Source organism: Sporofaciens sp. St.21A7, assembly GCF_059728535.1.
Window position 1 is genome coordinate 2,827,078 of record NZ_BAAGFN010000001.1, and the last position, 19,181, is coordinate 2,846,258.

Genomic DNA, 19,181 nt, shown 5'->3' on the forward strand with positions numbered 1-19,181 from the left:
TTACCTGTCTCCTTCTTTTACTTCTTCCAGTCTAAACACATCTCTGATGAACTCCACATATCCCTTAGTACTTGCTTCATAAGCCTTCTCCATGCCAGGCAGGCTGCCAAGCAGGTCAGCCAGATCCTCCGGCTTCGTCTCTTCGCAGACTGCTGCGCCGTCCAGAACGAAACAACGGTACTCTGCCGTTAGTTTTCCGGCTTTCTCGTAGAAAATGAGATATACGTCAGATACCGCCCCGTTTCTCTTAGCAGCAAGCATTTTTGCAAGCTCGCTCGTCCCGTCTCCATGGAATACATAACGCATGTCATACTCGAATCCTTCCGGGTCTTTAAACGTATAGTCTGCCGTGATGAGGATATCTGTCGGATTTTCTTCCGGCTCTGCCGGTGTTTCCGGTGCTTCCACATTGCCCGCGAAAGACGGGTCGAAGTTCTCTTCTTCCTCTGAAAGCTCCGGCGCCGCTTCCGGTATCAGGCTATTTCCGGCTTCTGACGGGTCAAATGTTTCCGTTCCATTCTCAACCGGCTGAACATTTCCCGCTTCGGCCGGCATATCCTCCTCCGGCTGATCGCTTTCTGTTTCCTCTGGTACTTTCTCCGGTATCCAGACATTTCCCGCTTCCGACGGGTCAAATGTTTCCACTTCGATTCCCGGTGTCTGCGACACAGCTTCCACTTCTTCTGACTCTGCCGGATCGCTGCCTTCTTCCTGCCCGGATTCCTCCTTGAGCAAATTCTGTCCTGATTCGATTCCGGCCTCTCTTGCAGCGGCTGCCAGGCTGCCTTCACTTTCAAGTCTCGCTGCATTTGGCCCGATTCCAGCTTCACGGGCTATCTGCTTCATCTGCATTGCCGATGTAATATCCAACGCAGATTCCTTGCTTCCTGCTTCTGTTATGACCTCGTCTTCCGATTTGATCTGGACGGCTCCGTTCTGTTCCCAGAATGCCACATACTCTTCTGCCGACATCGGTACTGACCCTGCCGGCGTGAACAACAGCGCCACATTGTCCCGTACCTTTACATTCTCAGCGCTGATTCCCATTGACGGCGCCATGCCTGCAAAGCCTTCCGCCCCCGCAGCATTTTCCATAATACAGCACAAATATTCGCCGATCACCTGATTTTCCTTTTCATAGATAATCTCATACAGCTTTTTCGCGCCATACATATTCGCCATTGCCCCATCATCACACAATACATACCGCCCATGATATTCCTGGGGAAAATTCTCGGAATCTTTGAAGGTAAAACTTTCTGTCATCATAATATCGAATGCAGACTCCTTCTCCGGCTCCAGATTGCTTCCCGGCGCTTCTAAGATTTCGGCCATCTTGCACTGGTTCACAAACCAGGTCTCTGCATATACGATTACCGTCCCTTTGGAAAGGATGCCGCTTTGCTCATATAAATCAATCGTCTGCTGTACATAATCGCCTGTGGAAAACAGAAGCACAACGTTCCCTTTACAAAGGACAGAATCCTCGCCAAAGGCTTCGCTCATCTGCTTTCTTGTCTGTTCTGCCTGCTCTGGGCTTCCCATAACATATGCTTTGTACTCTCCTGCCGCCTTACCGGCTTTATCATACAAGATCTCATAGAAACCTTCCGCACCTAACTGTTTAGCCGGGGCACATTCTTTGTCTCCGTATAAAACATACCGCTTATCATAATCCTGCGCAAAATACTTCGCATCCGTGAATGTACAACTGCCGCTCATCTTAACTCCAAAGGTATCTGCCATAGAAGTTCCCTTTAAAATGCTCTCCGGTTCCGGCTCCTCTTTCTGCCCTACATTCTTGAAGAACCGATATTTCTCCTTGCTGACCAGATAATTCAGATAAGACTGAGGCGATTCATCCGCCAGTTCCCCGCTGAACTTATAAAGCATACTGATCATGCTCTGGACTTCTTCCGCCTTCGTTGTCGCCATACAGAACACTCTGCCCTTTACACAGTCTGTCTTCCCAAAGGCATTTTGCAGCGCCTGCGCACCTTCTTCGCTCCTGGACAGATAATATTTGTATTCTGCCACTGCCTGACCGTCCTTCAGATACAGAATCTCATACAGGCATTCCACTTTTGTCTCAACGCCGTTGCTGTCTTTTGCCGGTACAGATGTAACGCCCGCACAGGCGGCATCCCCATAAAGCACATAACGGGTGTCAAAGTCTATATCCGCAGGATCTGCAATCGTATACTTATCCGTCACCTTCACTTCAAAAAGCTCATCCTTAGGTGTCTTTGCCTCCTCGATTTCGTCGGTCAACTGCTCGGCTTTCACTGCAACAGTATCTTCATTTGAAGTACTTGGCGTATTGGGATTGCTCGGGTTGCTTGGATTACTCGGGTTACTCGGGTTGCTTGGATTACTCGGGTTACTCGGATTGCTTGGATTACTCGGCGTCCCCGGATTACTTGGGTTATTCGGCGTACTTGGATTGCTTGGATTGCTTGGGTTGCTTGGCGTGCTCGGATTGCTTGGCGTGTTTGTATTTCCTCCGCCATTATTTCCGGACGACGGCTTATACTCGCTCATTCCGCCAAAATAAAACTGCATTCCGAGATAAGCCTGAGGCGTCGCGGACTGAATCGCTCCTGCCTTATAGTATGTATCAATCGACGTCTGTACATAGCTTCCAGACGAGTAAACATATACCACATCGCCCCATCGTCCGCTGCTCTGGCCTCCGCCATTATAGATAGAAGCATATTTCCCAGCCAGGCCTTGTGCATCTGATTCATTGTTCATCACAAAACACTGATATTCACCTGCTGCTTTTCCACCCTTTGCATATAACACCACATAGGCTCCCTTACAGGAGTAACCGGCTGCCGACGCTTTTTTCGCCGGATGGCAGTCTGCGCCGCCGTACAGCACATACCTTGTGTCGAAACTAATTCCCGAAGGATCTGAAAATGTACACAAGTCGCTCATCTTAATACTATAACTGTTGCTGGCGCTCGTACCGCCTACACTGGCGCCGCCATTATCCACATAATCCGTCTTCTGGTTTCCGCCGTTTCCGGCATTCCCGGCGTCCCCGGCATCTCCGGAATTGGCGTCTCCTTTGGCTCCGGCCGCCCCCGCATCCACACCGTCGTCTTTGCTTGCGTCTCCCTTTTTGGCGTCTTTATTTTTCTTGGAACTCTTGGACAAGCCCGTCTCTTCCATCAGCTCGTCGATTCCTCCGTCCTTTGACAAGAGATATCCGCCTCCTAAGCCAAGGCACAGCACAACTGCGGCTATCACTCCTATAATAATCTTTCTCTTCTTTTCCATGCTTTCACGCTCCTTGGTATAAATGATACTTTATCGTAACAAATTTATAACAGAGCCTCAACGTGTTTGGTCTATTCGGAAGATATCGACGTTTATTCGGCATTTTCCATGAACCACCTCCCTTTTCGGAACTTTTCTCCCCTACATCCTTCGACCTACAACTCCTGCTGCTCAAGGATTGTACTTACAGCGTCTAAGGAAGACTTTCCCCCTATGACGCATACGCCCCCTTTTTCACAGACCTGATTGAGCACATAGATGACCCGCATCAAGTCTTCTTTGGTCGTACAAAGGATTTCGCTCCGTTCCCGGCAAATCCTTTCCCAGGTCACGCTGCCGAGGTAATCTTGTGCGGCCCGAATCCCTTTCTGCCGTACGCTCAACAGCGGCTCTATGGATGCAATCGTACTGACAATATACCTGTCAAGAGGCTCATTGCTCTCACATATGGCACGAAGTGCCGCTCCTGCTTTATCAAAAATTTCCAATGAATTTGCTGCATTGGGATCTCGGAAGGAGGTAAAGGCCACATCCCCGTTCCCTGACACGGTAAGTCCTGCGCCGTACGCCCCGCCTTTCATGCGGATTGACTCCCACAAGTAACCGTAACTGAGCATCCGTGCCGCCACTTTCATAGCTCCGTGGTATGTTGCCCCACACAAATTTATATTTGCGCCTTTTCCGGCAAATCCAATCTCTGCCGGAATCCTGATTCCCATCCTTATGGCTACCCCACAATCGCCTTCTTCCAAAACATCCTTTGCATATTGCTCCTGCCTATGTCCCAACAGACAGACCATCTCTGACATCCAAGATTCCTCTATCTCACCGGTAACACTGAGCGTCGCACGTTCCCGCACAAATATTTTCTTACAGAGCCGACCCAGTTCCACAAGAAGCCTTGCTCCTTCCTTTTCAAAATCATCATCCATTCTCTGCACCCAGCGAAGCATCCTGATTCCCTGAAACGTCTCCTCTGCCGCTCCCCTCGCGGAAAATCCCGCCAAAGCCAGCCTTGCCGCATACACATTCCCATTCATTAGGATGTGCTGCTCCATGGATATCCTAAGCTGGCGTATCCTTGTCCGGATATATTGCAGGTCATCGAACTTCGATCCATTCAGCACTTCCCCGGCAAGACGGGCTGCATCCGCCATTTTCTCTCTAAGTGCCGACACCTGCACCACAAGATACGGCGTACATTCTTCTGTTTGATCTCGTCTTGCAAATACATCCACATAGGATTGGAACCGCCCCAATTTCCCTTCCAGTTCCGCCTGCAGTTCCAAGGGATTATAATTTACCGTCCCCGCCTGCCCCAGAAGTGTGCGCAGGAATGATGTGCCGCATAGTTCCTCCTCCGATAATCCTTCCAGAGAGAAATAGTAAGAAATATGGACAATTCCGTCCGTCTCCAACGGATGTGCCAAGACCCTGCACCCTTCCATTTTCCTCACCGTCTGGGGGATTTCCTCCGTCTTTTCCGATATATCGGACAGAGTCAGCATCGGAAGCGTGGCAAGCTGTTCTTCGGTATCCGGCGTCCCCTGTATCTTTCTAAGCCACGCCAACTCCTCCACAGCCTGCTCTCTCTTTATCGGAAGCCACAGCTCCTTGATTTCCTGAAAATGTTCTTTTTCCTTCCGACGCCTTTCTTCCCCGATGGTCTTAGACGGATACAGGGCAAGCCTGGCACAGTGGGAATTCTCAATCAGCGTTTCCTTCAAAAGTCCTTCAAAATAACCTTCCCCAATCTTCTTCCTGAGAGAATCAAAGATTACGCCGTAACACAGGTTCTGCGCCGGGTCGCCGCCGTAAAGGCAGCTGTCCAGCATCCTCATGGCATTTACAATACCCTCCGGGTACATTCCCGACTCCTTCTCCCGCAGATTGAACTCCAACCGGCTTAAAATGGATTCCAGCCGATTGTGGTCAAGCCCCTTTTCTGCAAGCTCTTTTAGTGCGGATTCGACCGTCTCCCACACTTCTACCCTCTTGTCTTCACTGGTATTCCTTACCACCAGCACGAAGTATGGCTGCTGTATCCCATCCATTTTTGCAAGCTCTACATTTTCTGCAAGCCCTTTCTCCAGAATCGCTTTCCTAAGAGGAGATTCATTGGAGGAACACAAAAGGTCAGCCAGCACGCCGCACGCCATGTTCTTTTCCGGCTCGTCATACTTTCCGTATACCCATCCGCCTGCAAGGATGACTTTATTGTCAATTTCTTCATTTCCCCCGACCTCATAGGGGCAATGGCATTCCTCCAAATGCACCGGCTCCTGAAGATTGATTTCACAATCCATTTCCTGAGCTTCAAATTCATGGAATACCTTTCCAATCTTCGTAAGGACGGCGGCAATATCCATGTCTCCGTCCAGTATGACGCAGGCGTTGGAGGGATGGTAGAACTTCCGGTAATTTGCCACGTATTCTTCATAAGAAAGCTCTGTAATATGCTCCGGATCCCCGCCAGACTGGAACCGATAGCAGTTATCTGGAAACAGCATACGGTTTAAAAGGCTGTCAATCAGCGTGTCCGGCGACGCATACATTCCCTTCATCTCGTTATACACCACGCCGTTACAGGTCAGTTCCCCCTCCGGGTCGTCCAGCTCATAATGCCATCCCTCCTGAAGAAAAATCTCCTTCCTTGTGACACACAGCGGATGGAACACAGCGTCCAGATATACATCCATCAGGTTCAGGAAGTCTTTTTCATTCCTGCTGCATACCGGATACATGGTCTTGTCCGGAAATGTAAATGCATTCATAAATGTCTGGAGCGAACTCTTTAGCATCTCCACGAAGGGCTTGCTGACCGGGTATTTTTCTGAACCACAGAGAAGAGAATGTTCTAATATATGGAATACTCCCGTATCGTCGGGAGGGAGGGTCTTAAATGTAATGGTAAATGTTTTATTCTCCTCTCTGCGTGAAAGCCACATGAGCTTTGCGCCGTTTTTCCTGAAATGCATCTGGTAGAGAACCGCTTTCATCTCCGGAAGCTCCTTGACGCCATCCAATATAAATCCTGTTTTTTCTGTCAACTGACTGATTCTTGTCTCTTTCTCATCCATACTTCCCACTTCCTTTATCTGTCATTTTTCCACATTTCTCTCCATTCACTGACTCAAGAATAAAGAAAAAACAGGCAGCCGTCAATATCGGCTGCCCGTTCGGCAGAAATGGGTGTCTATTCTGCAATTTGAGAAATATCGGGTAGGAGGCTACCCATTAGTTGAGTAGCCGACCTCCCACACCACTGTACGTACCGTTCGGTATACAGCGGTTCAATAGTTTTCACGATACTTTCAGATAATAGTCAAGCATGGAGAGATATATCCCAGCTTGGCTATTATTTTATTGGTGAGGGCTACGCTTAATATCTGCGCTGTCCTCCAGCAACCATTCCGGCTGTTGGCTATCTGATGTACCTGCCATTCTTCAAGCTTTAGTGCTCTTAGGTTTCGGTATCTCGTCTTCACCTTTTTCCATTGTTTCCAATAGATTGCCCGTATCCTGCGCCGGATCCATTCATCCGTCTCCGCCATCAGTCCTTTCATGTCTGCAAGTTTGTAGTAATTTATCCATCCCCTGACATACTCCGCCAGTTTCTGTCTTCAGTAGTCATTACTCCATCCTTTGTTTTCTGGGTTATCCCCTTATCCTGCCTTTCATCTTTTGGGCACTCTTGGAGTGTACCCGGAATCTGCACGTTAGAACGTGTGTCCACCGGGCACACGAATAACCCCGGCTGAATTCATTTGCAGCCGGGGATTCTATATATTCTTTCTTTTGCGTCTGCCTGCCAACAGATATTAGATTGTTTGAAGCAATTCTTTTTCAATTTCCTGAATGTCCCTCTCTGAAAGATCGGTAAAATATTCTGAGATTTCATCTACCGTTATTTTCCCAGCTTTCAACATCTTTTCCGCTGCTTTCCTTGCCGTTTCTTTCTTTTCACTTGCGATATGGGTACGCATGATCTTCTCTTCATCAAATAAAGCCATCATAATAGATATAACCTCCTTTTCCCTGCCTGCCAAAAACTCCCGAAGCACGTCCCTGTCTTTACAGATACGGATGGTTTCCGTAACCGCCTCCCGGCTTCTCCCATACTGTTTCACCTGTTCATTATATACTTTTGTAAACGCAACATACTGACTGATGATGTCTTTTCCTTTGCCGCCATAAAGCACTTTCACCTTTACTTCAATGGCACATTCCTTCCCGCCGAAAAATTCTTTGGAAAGTGAAATAGTTTCCGGCCTGCTGGCACGCTCTCTGGTACTATGTCAAGAAAAAGTACAAGTTAAAAGTGAACTTTTCTTACAACCTTCCATTTTTTATCCAGCCAATCTTTCCATCTTATTCAATTTCTGTTCATACACATTCTCGTATTCATTTGGTGATAGATATCCACAATGACTGTGGATTCTTACCGTATTATAAAATGTCTCTATGTATTCAAATACCAATTTATAGGCATGTTCATAATTTTTTATTTTAAATCGATTCAGCCATTCTCTTTTGATCAATGCATGAAAGGATTCAATACAGGCATTATCCCATGGATACGCTTTTTTCGAATAACTTCTCTTCATTCCAATGGTTGCCTCTACATACTCCCTGCACACATACTGGATCCCCCGGTCTGTATGCAGAATTAAGGGTTTCTCCACATTCCTCCTTCTTTTTGCCTTTTCTACCGCTTTTACGACATGTTTTGCTTCTAATGTATTACTTAATACCCATGAGATGATCTTTCTCGAGTACAGATCCATAATACTCGTTAAGTATACAAAGCCCTCGTAAGTCCAGATATAAGTGATATCCGAACACCAGACTGCATCCGGTTCTTCCGGATTAAATTTTTCTTTCAGAATATTTCTCAGCCTACTGCTTAGATCCGGTTCGATTGTTGTAACGGTATAAGGTTTCACGTACTGTGCTTTGATCCCCAATTCCCTCATATAATTCCCCACTGTTTTGTCTGCTATTTTTTCTCCTTCCCTGCGCAGACATTCTGCTATTTTGGGGGCTCCATAATTCTGATGGGATTCCTGATAAATCTCAACGATCCTCTCTTTTATCTGCTCCTTTCTCTTCTCCCGGGTGGAAGGGAGGCGGTTTTTCCATGCAAGGTATCCGCTTCTTGAAACACCTAAGATCCTCAGCACACCAGAGACATTCGGCCGGCGTTTCCCCTCTTCCAGAAGCTGCTCTTCATACCGGGCAGTCTCCAGGAAGAGAGCCTCTGTCATTTTCCCAGTATGCCGATTGCTTTTTTTAAGATATCTAAAGCATCTTGTGTATCACGTAGCTCTTTACGCAGGCGTGCAAGTTCCTTTGCATCATCACTCTCAAAATTCCCCCTTCCTCTGGTTGGGACTGTCCCCTCATTTGCATCATATATCTTTCTCCAGTTAGAAAGAGCTGTCTTACTAATCCCCAGATTCTTTGCACACTTAGCAATCCCAAGCTCTGGATGTTCCTTCCAATACCTTACTGCATCATTCTTAAATTCTTCTGTATATTGTGTAGCCATGTTCATTCCTCCATCTGTTCTATTATACTTTCCTGTTGGGAATTTTCCATGTCTAACTTGTACTAATTATATTCTAACACCACTCCTGTAAATATCATGTACAGTTCCGGTTCAGGCACATGGACTTTCTTACTCCCGTATAAATCTGCATCCTGTTCTTCAAAATACTCATGGTAAGTCTGCACCAGATACATAAGCACACGCACAATGATATTCATCGTCCATAAAGATTGCTGCTCAACCAGAAACATAACTTTATTCCCTACTCTGAAAGCCAGGTCATTGAAGATTCCATTTGTAAGGACGTTCCTTATTGTAATGTCTGTAAGCGCATCTTCCGTCGTCTCCGTATCCTCCGGGTGGAGCGCACGGTATAACTGCATCAGATATTTCTTATCCTGAAAAAGTGTCGTGAATACGCTGTCTTTCACCGTATATTTTGCAAACGCATCCTTTTTCTCCTTTGTTTTCTCTTTTGGTTCTTCCTGTAATATTTCGCCCTGCATAATATCACCTCGGTTCCGGCTTTTGCCAATCAGTCTGGCAGGTCAGCTATGCCCTGTCTGCTATGGTTTTATTATACAGAGAAAATCCCTATTGTTCAAGACATATCGGGTAGGAGGCTACCCATTAGTTGAGTAGCCGACCTCCCACACCATAACGTATGCCGGCAGACTGGCAAACGGCAGTCCGGAAATAATATAATCTGCCTGCACTATTCCATGCTTATCCAGATATTCCCTCATATGCTCTGCTGAATCACGTATGATATGCATTTTTTACATCCATTGTTTTGACTGTTATTTTTATTTCTGAAACACTACATCTGCGTTTTCTAACAGGATTGCTTCTACGTGTGCCCACCGGGCACACAAAAAACGCCACACAGTCAGATACCTCATCCTGTGCAGCGTCCTAACACTACTCAATATAAACAGATGTAACTAAATCAGGTAATTCATCATCATGCCCACTGCATAATAATTACTCATATTGTAAGCTCCGCCCTTGGAGAACATCCCCATTACGCTGTACGGATTCGTCGCCATGCTTTCTAAAGAAGATGATGACGAACTTGCAGACGTTCCGGAAAATGACTTTTGGCTGCTTCCGTTCAAAAGTGAACTGGAGCTGACATTCATCGCGCTGTTCGCCTTATTGAACATACGGTCTGCAATCCCGCCCATGCCAGAGATCAACTCTTTGGACAGGTTCGGGTTCTTCTGCATGTTCGCCTGGAACTTGCTCTCGCTGAAGCTTAATGTCGCATCCTTATTGACCGTAATTCCAAGCTGTTTCAGAGACTGCTCTGAACCAATACCTGAAATCATGTTGCGCAGCTGTCTGCTCACGCCGCTTCCTCTGTCGTAATTATCATTGAGGAACTTCACTGCGGAATTGTAAGCATCCACCAGATCGCCAAGCGCTGAAGCCACATTACCGGAATCCACGCCGGCTTTCAAGGTAGTCTCACCGGCTTTTTTAAGCTCTACGCTTACTCCATAGTAGCCGATAGAAACCTTGTTCGTATCTGTCTCATACTCTGTAGTCCTGCCGTCTGCGGTCACGGAATACTTGGCGTTCGCTGACTCTGTCTTAACATTCTCAACTCCTGCCGCTGCTCCAAGCTGCTCGCCGCTGACTGTGAAAGTCTTGCCTTCGCCAGTCTCCTTGCCTTCTAACTGAAGAGAAGCAACTCCGTCCTTCTCTACAACGCTGGCTGTCACGCCAACCTTGCTCTTATTAATCTGGTCTGCCGCCTCTTTCAGCATCTGGGCATTGGTCTTGGAACCTCCATTCGCCTTCACGGTGCCTACCGAAACATTTACGGAATTCTTACCGTCTCCTACGGTAAAATTCATCGCTGACTTCGCATAATCGGACGCCTTCACGCCTTCACTAGCATTGACCTGTGCCTGCGCCACCTGCGTAACGTCGAGCTTATACTCTTTGTCATTCTTGACCAGTAATTTCCCGCTTGCTGTCGCGATGTCATTATTGGTACTGGTGATCGCAAGATCGCTCATAGCCCCATACTTGTTGGAACTCTTCAGCTCGTTCGCTGCATTCATCAAATCAGACATCTTGCTGCTGTAATCCTTGACAAAGCTGATATCTGCATTCATCGCAGCCTTGCGGGATGTAAGCGATGATGTCGATGACGATGAATAAGACTGGTTCAGCTTCGGATTCCTGGAAAGAGCCTGAGACAAGCGAAGACTGTTAATGGATGACTGATAGCCGTAAATGCTATTCAACCCATAGGAACTGATTCCATTGATTGCCATACTTCTTCCTCCTTTCTTAACATTATATATTTCATTCCACGACCGCACATCCGTCCGGCCATCCTGCCGCTCATCATCCGTCTGCCAAAAAGGCTGAAATGCTGTCCGGCCATCCTGCCCCTTGCGGATATGAGAATCGTTGGAATACCAGTTGTATAAGAATGGCTCTTCCATCCTTCAATATAATATCGACAATCTGGATATAAATGTTAATAGTTGATTTTCAACACTTCCCCGATTTTCCGGAACATATCCCCCGCATTGAGCGGCTTGGCAATATGCCCGTCCATCCCTGCCTCGGCTGCTTTCTCACAATCCTCCCGGAAGGCATTTGCCGTCATTGCAAGAATTGGGACAGACGCCTTCTTTACATTGTCAAAAGACCGGATGGAACGCGCCGCCTGATATCCGTCCATGATCGGCATCTGGATATCCATGAGAACCAGATCATAATACCCTTCATTTGCTTTCAGCAACATATTCACACACTCCACACCGTCCCTTGCCCGCTCCACAATACATCCCTTGCTGGATAAAAGCTTGGTTGCAATGATTGCATTGACATCGATATCTTCTGCCAACAGGATATGGACGCCGTCAAATCTCAGATTCTCCCAGCTATCCGGCTCCCCCTCCTTCTTATCCGCCGGGGCCTTCTTAAACCGATGGGGCAGGCAGACCGTCACCTTCGTCCCCATGCCTTGCCGGCTCTTGAGCGTAACCCTGCCATTCATCAGACTGACCAAATCTTTCACGATTGCAAGGCCAAGCCCGGTTCCCTGGATACCGCTGACCGTCGAAGTCCGTTCTCTGGAAAATGACTCATAGGCGTAGGCCTGAAACTCTTCAGACATCCCAATCCCGTTATCTTCAATCACGGTTTCCACAAGGCAGGTATCTTCCGTATCTCCCGGCAGCTCCTTAAAGGAAAGAGAAACCGCGCCGCCGTCGGGCGTATATTTCACGGCATTGCTCACGATATTCAAGAACACCTGTGAGTAATGCACCGTATCCATATACAGATACGGATGGCTGATATCCACATCCACCGTGCATGACAGGTTCTTTTTCTTCAAATCACTGCTGAATATGGTGCATAGCTTATGGAACGTTTCCCTCACATCTACCAGTTCTTCCTCAATGATGATTTTATGGTTCTCGATTCTGGCAAGTTCTAAGATATTGTTAAGCAGATCCAAAAGCTGTTTGGACGAAACATCAATATTTTCCAGATACTCCCTTTGCTTATCCGGATCATTGCTTTCCAATGCAAAATTCGTAAATCCCATAATCGCATTCATCGGCGTACGGATATCATGGGACATGTTAAACAAGAATTCAGACTTGGCCTTATTCGCCGCCTCCGCCCGCTTCACTGCAATCTCAAGCTGTTCATGCTGCCTCTCCAGCTCTTCCTTCTGAGTCCGGATCTTCTCGCTCATCTCAAGCTTCTCCGAACTTCTAATTAGGCTCTCGACCATACTGTTGATATGTGTGCTCAGCTCCAGGAATTCTTTGCTGTCCCTGACGTCCACTTTTGTCCTTAATTCCCCATCTTGTATAGACCAGAGTTTTTCATTGATCCTCTTAATCTGGCCAATCACCGTCCGGTCCATGGTATCCGTCACGGCATAGACCAGAATCAGGGAAATCAGCACTAATCCCGCAAGGAGAAGCAGCTCATTGACCAGGATTGACTGGAAAAAACCAGATACGGGAGACGCCCACACGATATAATTCTCGCCAATCTTTTTCGACAGGCAGTATTGGAGCGATTGCGAAGTTTTCGCATGGAAGCCTCGCTCTGACTCCATCTCTTCCGGCTTGATGCCAATCTCTGCAACATCCTTCCCCACATCTGAAACCACGGTTGCCCCCACCACTTTCTCCGTATCCGGGTCAATGGCGTACAATTGGTATCCAACCCCAGTCCTGAGCAGCGAAAAGATATAAGATAATTCATTTTTCTTCGTTGCACGGAGCACATTGGACGGTTTCATCCCAACCTGAACGATAAAACTGCCGTCTTCATTCCATAGCGCCGAATACTGGACCAGCTTGCCCTCTGCCGTGTTCGGCGTCGTCTCCTGCACCAGCTCCAAAGACTTATCCGTCAGTAACGGTTTGAAAAAACCAATCTGTTCCCCGGAATCAAAAGAATAACCCAAATATTCTGGATGCGTACCCCCAATAATTACGCCATCCGTATCAAAAATGTGGATCTCATCTACCTCCACATCTGCAGCAATCTTCCTGAGCTCTTCCACATCATCCCTCGCCTCTGGATTATGCTCAAGAATATATGCTACCATCCTCGCATCATTCAGACACATAGCATTGTATTCTTCCTTAACCAGGTCAAGTTCTCTCGAATTCTCCTCTAAAATCTGTCCGACCTGCTCAAAAATCTGCTGTGCATTCTGTCTGCCGACCTGATGCATGCTGAATATCTGTATGACCGTAGAAATAAAAAGTATGATCCCCACCATAAGCAACGTGATCTTCTTCATATTCTTTACGACAATACCCTTTATGGTTAAAATGGCTCTCCCCTCCTTCCTTTTCCTATTACGATTATCCGTTCCTTGTTAGGTACAGTATACCTGTCTTCTCACATAAAATCAACCCATTCATCCTTTTCCATACCTGTACTGCCCATTCTTTACTTATCTGGAAACACATCACAAAGTACGGCGTCCAAAACAAATACTCCGTCTTTGGCGCTGACTTTCAAGTATCCGTTTCTCCTTTGGACAGCCGCTTCCATACTGGCTATCCTAAGACCATGCCCCCCCCCCCGAATGCCGCCAAAAATGTCATTGCACGCAAAAGCAATAACATTCGTTTCATATATTTTTCTCCGTCATATACCGAAAATACGCCTCCCGCATAGCCCGGCGTTCCCTGACGCGAATGGGAACGATATCTCCCGTTTCCATCCGGAACACATCTTCCGCCGCATAGACCCGATCCATATTCACAAGAAAGCTCTGGTGACAGCGCAGAAATGATTTCTCCGGAAGTCGGCTTTCCATCTCATCCAGCCGCCCATAGTATAGAATGTTTTCCTTTACCGTATGAATCGTCAGACGATTTCGGTTGCTTTCAATGTACACGATTTCAGATGGGGCGATCGTATATACTTTACTCCCCTGACGCAGGGTGAGCATAATCGGTTCCTCCCGCGTAAACAGACGTTGTAATAACTGCCGCAGTTTCATCCTCTCCAACGGCTTTAGCAGATAGCCTGCCGCATCCACCTCATACCCCTCTATTGCGAAATCCTGTGTTGTCGTTAGAAAAATAATCGCCGCTCTGTATCCCAAAGCTCGCAGATGGCGCGCCGTCTCGATACCATCTTTCCCTTTCATATAGATATCCAGGAAGACCAGATGAAAATCTATTTTCTTTTTTTCCCAAGCATTCAATAAAGCATTCCCGCTTCCGAATTTTAGAAACCTGGCATCTGCATCAAAAGCTCCCAGTTCCTTTTTTAAGACAAGACATAATTCCTCTCTGTCCTTTTGTACATCATCACAAATTGCAATGTGGAACATGCAACACCTCCTCCTTCGTTTAGCGTAATCTTGTTTATTATATAATTTTTCTTTACTTCACAAAACAATACGGGACAATTTTCAGGCTTTTGGGGAGAATCAGCATTGACCTATAGATGGAAGGAAAGGGACACAGCAAAATCTGCCGTGCCCCCTATCATATCGTCTTATTTACTCAACAACTCATGAATCCCCTTCGCGCCGGCTTTCCCAGCGCCCATGGCAAGGATAACCGTAGCCGCGCCCGTCACGGCGTCTCCGCCTGCGAATACAGCCGCCTTGGAAGTCTGCCCGTTCTCTTCCTCCGCAACGATACATTTTCTCCGGTTTGTCTCCAATCCCTTAGTCGTAGATGCAATCAGCGGGTTCGGGGAAGTTCCCAGGGACATGATTACCGTATCAAGCTCAATCTCATACTCAGACCCTTCAATCTCTACCGGGCGTCTTCTGCCGGATGCATCCGGCTCTCCAAGCTCCATCTTGATAACCCTCATGCCCTTCACCCATCCGTTCTCATCCACAAGGATCTCCTTGGGGTTGGTCAGCAGGTCAAAGATAACGCCCTCTTCCTTCGCATGATGCACTTCCTCTACTCTCGCCGGAAGCTCTGCCTCGCTTCTGCGGTATACGATATGTACCTCCGCGCCAAGGCGAAGAGCCGTTCTTGCGGCATCCATCGCCACATTACCGCCGCCCACAACGGCAACCTTCTTGCCAGCCACAATCGGCGTATCGTAAGAGTCGTCAAACGCCTTCATCAGGTTACTTCTGGTCAGATACTCATTGGCAGAGAACACACCGTTGGCCGTCTCCCCAGGAATACCCATGAACATCGGAAGCCCTGCGCCGGAACCGATGAACACTGCCTCGAAATCCTCCTCTTCCATCAACTGGTCGATGGTGGTGGACTTACCGATGACAACATTCGTCTCAAACTTAACGCCTAACTCTTTTACCTTCTCAATCTCCTTCTTAACAACCTTATGTTTCGGAAGACGGAACTCGGGAATTCCATATACCAACACCCCGCCAAGCTCATGAAGCGCCTCAAATACCGTCACTTCATACCCCAGCTTCGCAAGGTCGCCCGCACAGGTAAGGCCGGACGGACCAGAACCGATAACCGCAACCTTATGCCCGTTGGTCTTCTCTGCCTTCACCGGCTTAATGTCATGCTCCAGCGCATAATCCGCAACGAACCGCTCCAGCTTACCGATAGAAACCGGATCGCCCTTGATTCCGCGGATACACTTGCACTCACACTGGGACTCCTGCGGGCATACACGGCCGCAGATTGCCGGAAGTGCGGAAGACTCTCCGATTACCTTGTAAGCCTCCTCAATATTCCCCTCTTTTACCTGGGAAATGAATCCCGGAATATTGATGGATACAGGACATCCTTCAATACACTTCGCATTCTTGCAGTTCAGGCAGCGGGTAGCCTCTTCCATCGCCTCTTCTTTGTTATATCCATAGCAAACTTCCTCGAAGTTCGTCGCTCTTACCTTCGCATCCTGCTCTCTTACAGGAATTCTCTTTAATACATCAGCCATTAGTTGTCACCTCCGCAATTACCGCATCCACCATGGTGGGTGTCACCCTCTTGTAGTTTCAGAATCGCACGGCCTTCCTCGGTCCTGTACATCTGCTGTCTCTTCATCGCATTGTCAAAATCAACCAGATGCCCGTCGAACTCCGGTCCGTCTACACATGCAAACTTCACTTCTCCGCCCACAATTACACGGCAGGCTCCGCACATACCCGTACCATCCACCATGATTGGGTTCATGCTGACAATCGTAGGAATCTCAAGCTTCCTGGTCAGAAGACAGGTAAACTTCATCATAATCATCGGCCCGATGGCAACACAGACGTCATATTTATTCCCCTCTTCCACCAGCTTCTCAATCTTCGTCGTAACCATACCCGCATGTCCATATGTACCATCATCCGTACATGGGTAGTAGTTCCCGGCTACTGCTTCCATCTCTTTTTCCAGAATCAGCATGTCCTTGGTCTTGGAACCAACGATAACATCAACGTCAACCCCATGCTCCTTCAGCCATTTTACCTGAGGATAAACCGGAGCCGCCCCCACGCCGCCGGCTACAAAGAGCATCTTCTTATTCTTCAAGGTTTCCAGATCTTCTTCTACAAATTCAGACGGACATCCCAGAGGCCCGATAAAGTCGCGGAAGGAATCTCCTGCCTTCATTTCTGCCATCTTCATGGTAGAAGCCCCAATCTCCTGGAACACAATCGTAATCGTTCCGGCTTCCCTGTCGTAGTCACAGATGGTAAGGGGGATTCTCTCGCCTTTTTCATCCATCTTAACGATTACAAACTGTCCCGGCTCACAATGCTTGGCTACACGCGGCGCTTCTACATCCATAAGATAAATCTTATCAGCCAGTTTTTCGGCTTTTAATATCTTGTACATCCTACGTTCCTCCTAAAAATATTATATGACTATCATAATCCATCTTCACGCAAATATCAAGTGCCTGCCTTTTATTTTATCATCATCCCCATAATATAAAGGTCAACGTGATGCACTTAGCCCATACAAATGCAAAGCAAAAAGGGAGCCGGCGCCCCCTTCCTGCAGTCCAATCTCTATTCTACTTGAAAACTTACATCATTGACAATAATTTCCGCAATCTCGTCCGTATCCACCAAACGGTTAAATACTGTCTTATACCATGCGCCGACTCCTCCGGTCAGCCCTAACACATATCCGCTATTTTCAATCAACTCTTCCGAGTCCGAAACAACATAACTGCTCCCGTCCTTATACTTAATCTCCATATGCTTCATGTAATAAGGGTCTTGCGCCTCATCTTCGGAAAGCCCCATTCCCTTGGACATATCTACGCGGATGGATATGGGAGAGTATACCAGACAGCCATTCGCTCCCATATCAATCGTCTTGTCAGGAACCTGTCCTTTCCCTGATAAGTCTATGATTTCCGTCTCGGCCTTAGCCATCGCCTCGTTATATTCCTTCCACAGCGATTCATCCTTCATTTCTTCCTCTGACAAACCGTTCACATCCGGCAGAAGCTTTTCGATTTCCTTTAATTTATCCGGATATTTCGTAATTACCAGCTTAGGAATATCTCCCGCTTTCAGATTATCCGACCAAAGCATGTAGGAGGTACAGTATAACAGCTCATTCGTACTCTTCTCCATATCAACATAAGTGTTCTCCCCTGTGAAAATGAAATTTTCATCTTCCGGCATCCCGCACTGGACATCGAACCGGAAATCCGCTTCATCCGTGAACACGGCTCCTTTTGCCATATTGGTATCCTCATCGCCTCTTAATGCAGTCACGCCCCCTTTACGGCCCAGCGTATAATACATCACGGCCCCGCTGCTGTCATAGACAAAGCTCTCAATCGTCAGCGTGTGTTCCCCAAGCTGCTTTACCAGCGGTTCGTCCATTACCCACTTTCCAATCTGTTCATTGGCTTTTTCTTCATCCACGGCCACAAATTCCTTGGACGGAATGTCTACCGCAGTCGTACCGCCTTTTCCGTTATCAACCTCCTTATGGACGACGTCCCAGGATTTCTTCGTCGTATTTCCAAACATTCCCTCGAAAAATCCCGCTTTCACCGACGCATACACAGCGCTTGGCACCGTAAGGCAGACGATTGCTGCCACTGCCGCCGCGACACGCAGATTTTTCCCATAATATTTTCTTTTTCCCGAAGATTCCTGCTTTCTCTCCAAAATCTTATACGTATCGCAAAGCCGCTGGTTCACCACATCCGATACCTGAACGTCCTGCCTTAATATATCCCGCATCTGCTTCTTAGTGTCTCTCATCTTCACGACCTCCTTCATAAAAATCACTCAATAACACAACACCTGTTTTAATCTTTCCCTGCCTCTTCTCAGCTTACTCTTCACAGTATTCTCATTGATATCCAGAATCTGGGCAATCTCCCGGGTATGGAAGCCTTCTCCGTAAAACAGTAAGAATATCGCCCGGTAATCTTCCGGCAGCTCGCCCACAAGCCGATAGAACTCCCGGTCATCCTTAGGAACTTCCTCGGGCCTGTCAGGCAGTTGGTCTGAAACCATGCAGCGTCTCTGCTGTTTGAGAAGATCCTTGCAGTGGTTAATCAGGATTCTGGTAATCCATGTCTTGAAATACGAAACTGTCTTCAACTCCTGTATATGTTCATACGCGGACAATACCGTTTCCTGCATCACATCTGCCACATCCTCCTCACTGCGTAAATAACTCTTAGCCACCTTATATAGCCCTGTCTTATGCTTCTCCATCAACTCCACGAACGCTTCCATATCCCGCCGCTGCGCCCGCTTTACAAGCAAAACATCCATCTTCTGTCCTCCTTCCTGCTGTTACGTTTCATCTATTAGACGAACCAGCCGCCCAAATGGGTGCATCTATTTTTATTTTTTTAAATGAAAAAGGGCAGGCGCTTTCGCCTGCTCTCCAAGATGTGCCGCCCGCCATGGGGGTAT

15 protein-coding genes are annotated in these 19,181 nt (G+C 47.5%); all 15 read right to left on the bottom strand.

What is annotated here, in order from left to right:
• A complete protein-coding gene (locus AC6I3O_RS13845; protein WP_497851401.1) occupies positions 1-3,285 on the bottom strand; it encodes an ICP22 family protein in 3,285 nt (1,094 codons plus the stop codon).
• A 155-nt stretch (positions 3,286-3,440) separates the two neighbouring features.
• Positions 3,441-6,365 (bottom strand): insulinase family protein, encoded by a 2,925-nt coding sequence (locus AC6I3O_RS13850; RefSeq protein ID WP_497851402.1) that lies wholly within the window; start codon positions 6,363-6,365, stop codon positions 3,441-3,443.
• A gap of 234 nt (positions 6,366-6,599) precedes the next feature.
• Positions 6,600-6,851 (bottom strand): group II intron maturase-specific domain-containing protein, encoded by a 252-nt coding sequence (locus AC6I3O_RS13855; RefSeq protein ID WP_497851403.1) that lies wholly within the window; start codon positions 6,849-6,851, stop codon positions 6,600-6,602.
• 255 nt (positions 6,852-7,106) lie between these two features.
• Entirely contained in the window at positions 7,107-7,493 is a 387-nt protein-coding gene (locus AC6I3O_RS13860) for a hypothetical protein (RefSeq protein WP_497851404.1), read from the bottom strand.
• A gap of 141 nt (positions 7,494-7,634) precedes the next feature.
• Entirely contained in the window at positions 7,635-8,552 is a 918-nt protein-coding gene (locus AC6I3O_RS13865; protein ID WP_016220921.1) for an IS3 family transposase, read from the bottom strand.
• Positions 8,549-8,836, bottom strand: coding sequence for a transposase (locus AC6I3O_RS13870; RefSeq protein WP_016220920.1), 288 nt, complete (start codon positions 8,834-8,836; stop codon positions 8,549-8,551). The genes AC6I3O_RS13865 and AC6I3O_RS13870 overlap by 4 nt, the downstream gene beginning before the upstream one ends.
• Positions 8,837-8,898: 62 nt before the next feature.
• Complete coding sequence (locus tag AC6I3O_RS13875) at positions 8,899-9,342, bottom strand: hypothetical protein (RefSeq protein WP_497851405.1); 444 nt, start codon at positions 9,340-9,342, stop codon at positions 8,899-8,901.
• A 117-nt stretch (positions 9,343-9,459) separates the two neighbouring features.
• The gene (locus AC6I3O_RS13880) at positions 9,460-9,612 is read right to left on the bottom strand and encodes a hypothetical protein (RefSeq protein WP_497851406.1); all 153 of its coding nucleotides are present in this window, start codon (positions 9,610-9,612) and stop codon (positions 9,460-9,462) included.
• 168 nt (positions 9,613-9,780) lie between these two features.
• Positions 9,781-11,124 (bottom strand): flagellar filament capping protein FliD, encoded by a 1,344-nt coding sequence (gene fliD / locus AC6I3O_RS13885; protein ID WP_497851407.1) that lies wholly within the window; start codon positions 11,122-11,124, stop codon positions 9,781-9,783.
• Between the two features lie 209 nt (positions 11,125-11,333).
• Positions 11,334-13,634, bottom strand: a complete 2,301-nt coding sequence (locus AC6I3O_RS13890) for an ATP-binding response regulator (protein WP_497851408.1) — start codon at positions 13,632-13,634, stop codon at positions 11,334-11,336.
• A gap of 336 nt (positions 13,635-13,970) precedes the next feature.
• Complete coding sequence (locus AC6I3O_RS13895) at positions 13,971-14,681, bottom strand: LytR/AlgR family response regulator transcription factor (protein WP_497851409.1); 711 nt, start codon at positions 14,679-14,681, stop codon at positions 13,971-13,973.
• Between the two features lie 167 nt (positions 14,682-14,848).
• A complete protein-coding gene (gene gltA / locus AC6I3O_RS13900; protein ID WP_497851410.1) occupies positions 14,849-16,234 on the bottom strand; it encodes an NADPH-dependent glutamate synthase in 1,386 nt (461 codons plus the stop codon).
• Entirely contained in the window at positions 16,234-17,121 is an 888-nt protein-coding gene (locus AC6I3O_RS13905) for a sulfide/dihydroorotate dehydrogenase-like FAD/NAD-binding protein (protein WP_497851411.1), read from the bottom strand. The genes gltA and AC6I3O_RS13905 overlap by 1 nt, the downstream gene beginning before the upstream one ends.
• A gap of 176 nt (positions 17,122-17,297) precedes the next feature.
• Positions 17,298-18,515: a hypothetical protein gene (locus AC6I3O_RS13910; RefSeq protein WP_497851412.1), complete on the bottom strand. Its 1,218-nt coding sequence runs from the start codon at positions 18,513-18,515 to the stop codon at positions 17,298-17,300.
• A 27-nt stretch (positions 18,516-18,542) separates the two neighbouring features.
• Positions 18,543-19,037, bottom strand: a complete 495-nt coding sequence (locus tag AC6I3O_RS13915; RefSeq protein ID WP_497851413.1) for an RNA polymerase sigma factor — start codon at positions 19,035-19,037, stop codon at positions 18,543-18,545.
• Positions 19,038-19,181 lie beyond the last annotated feature (144 nt).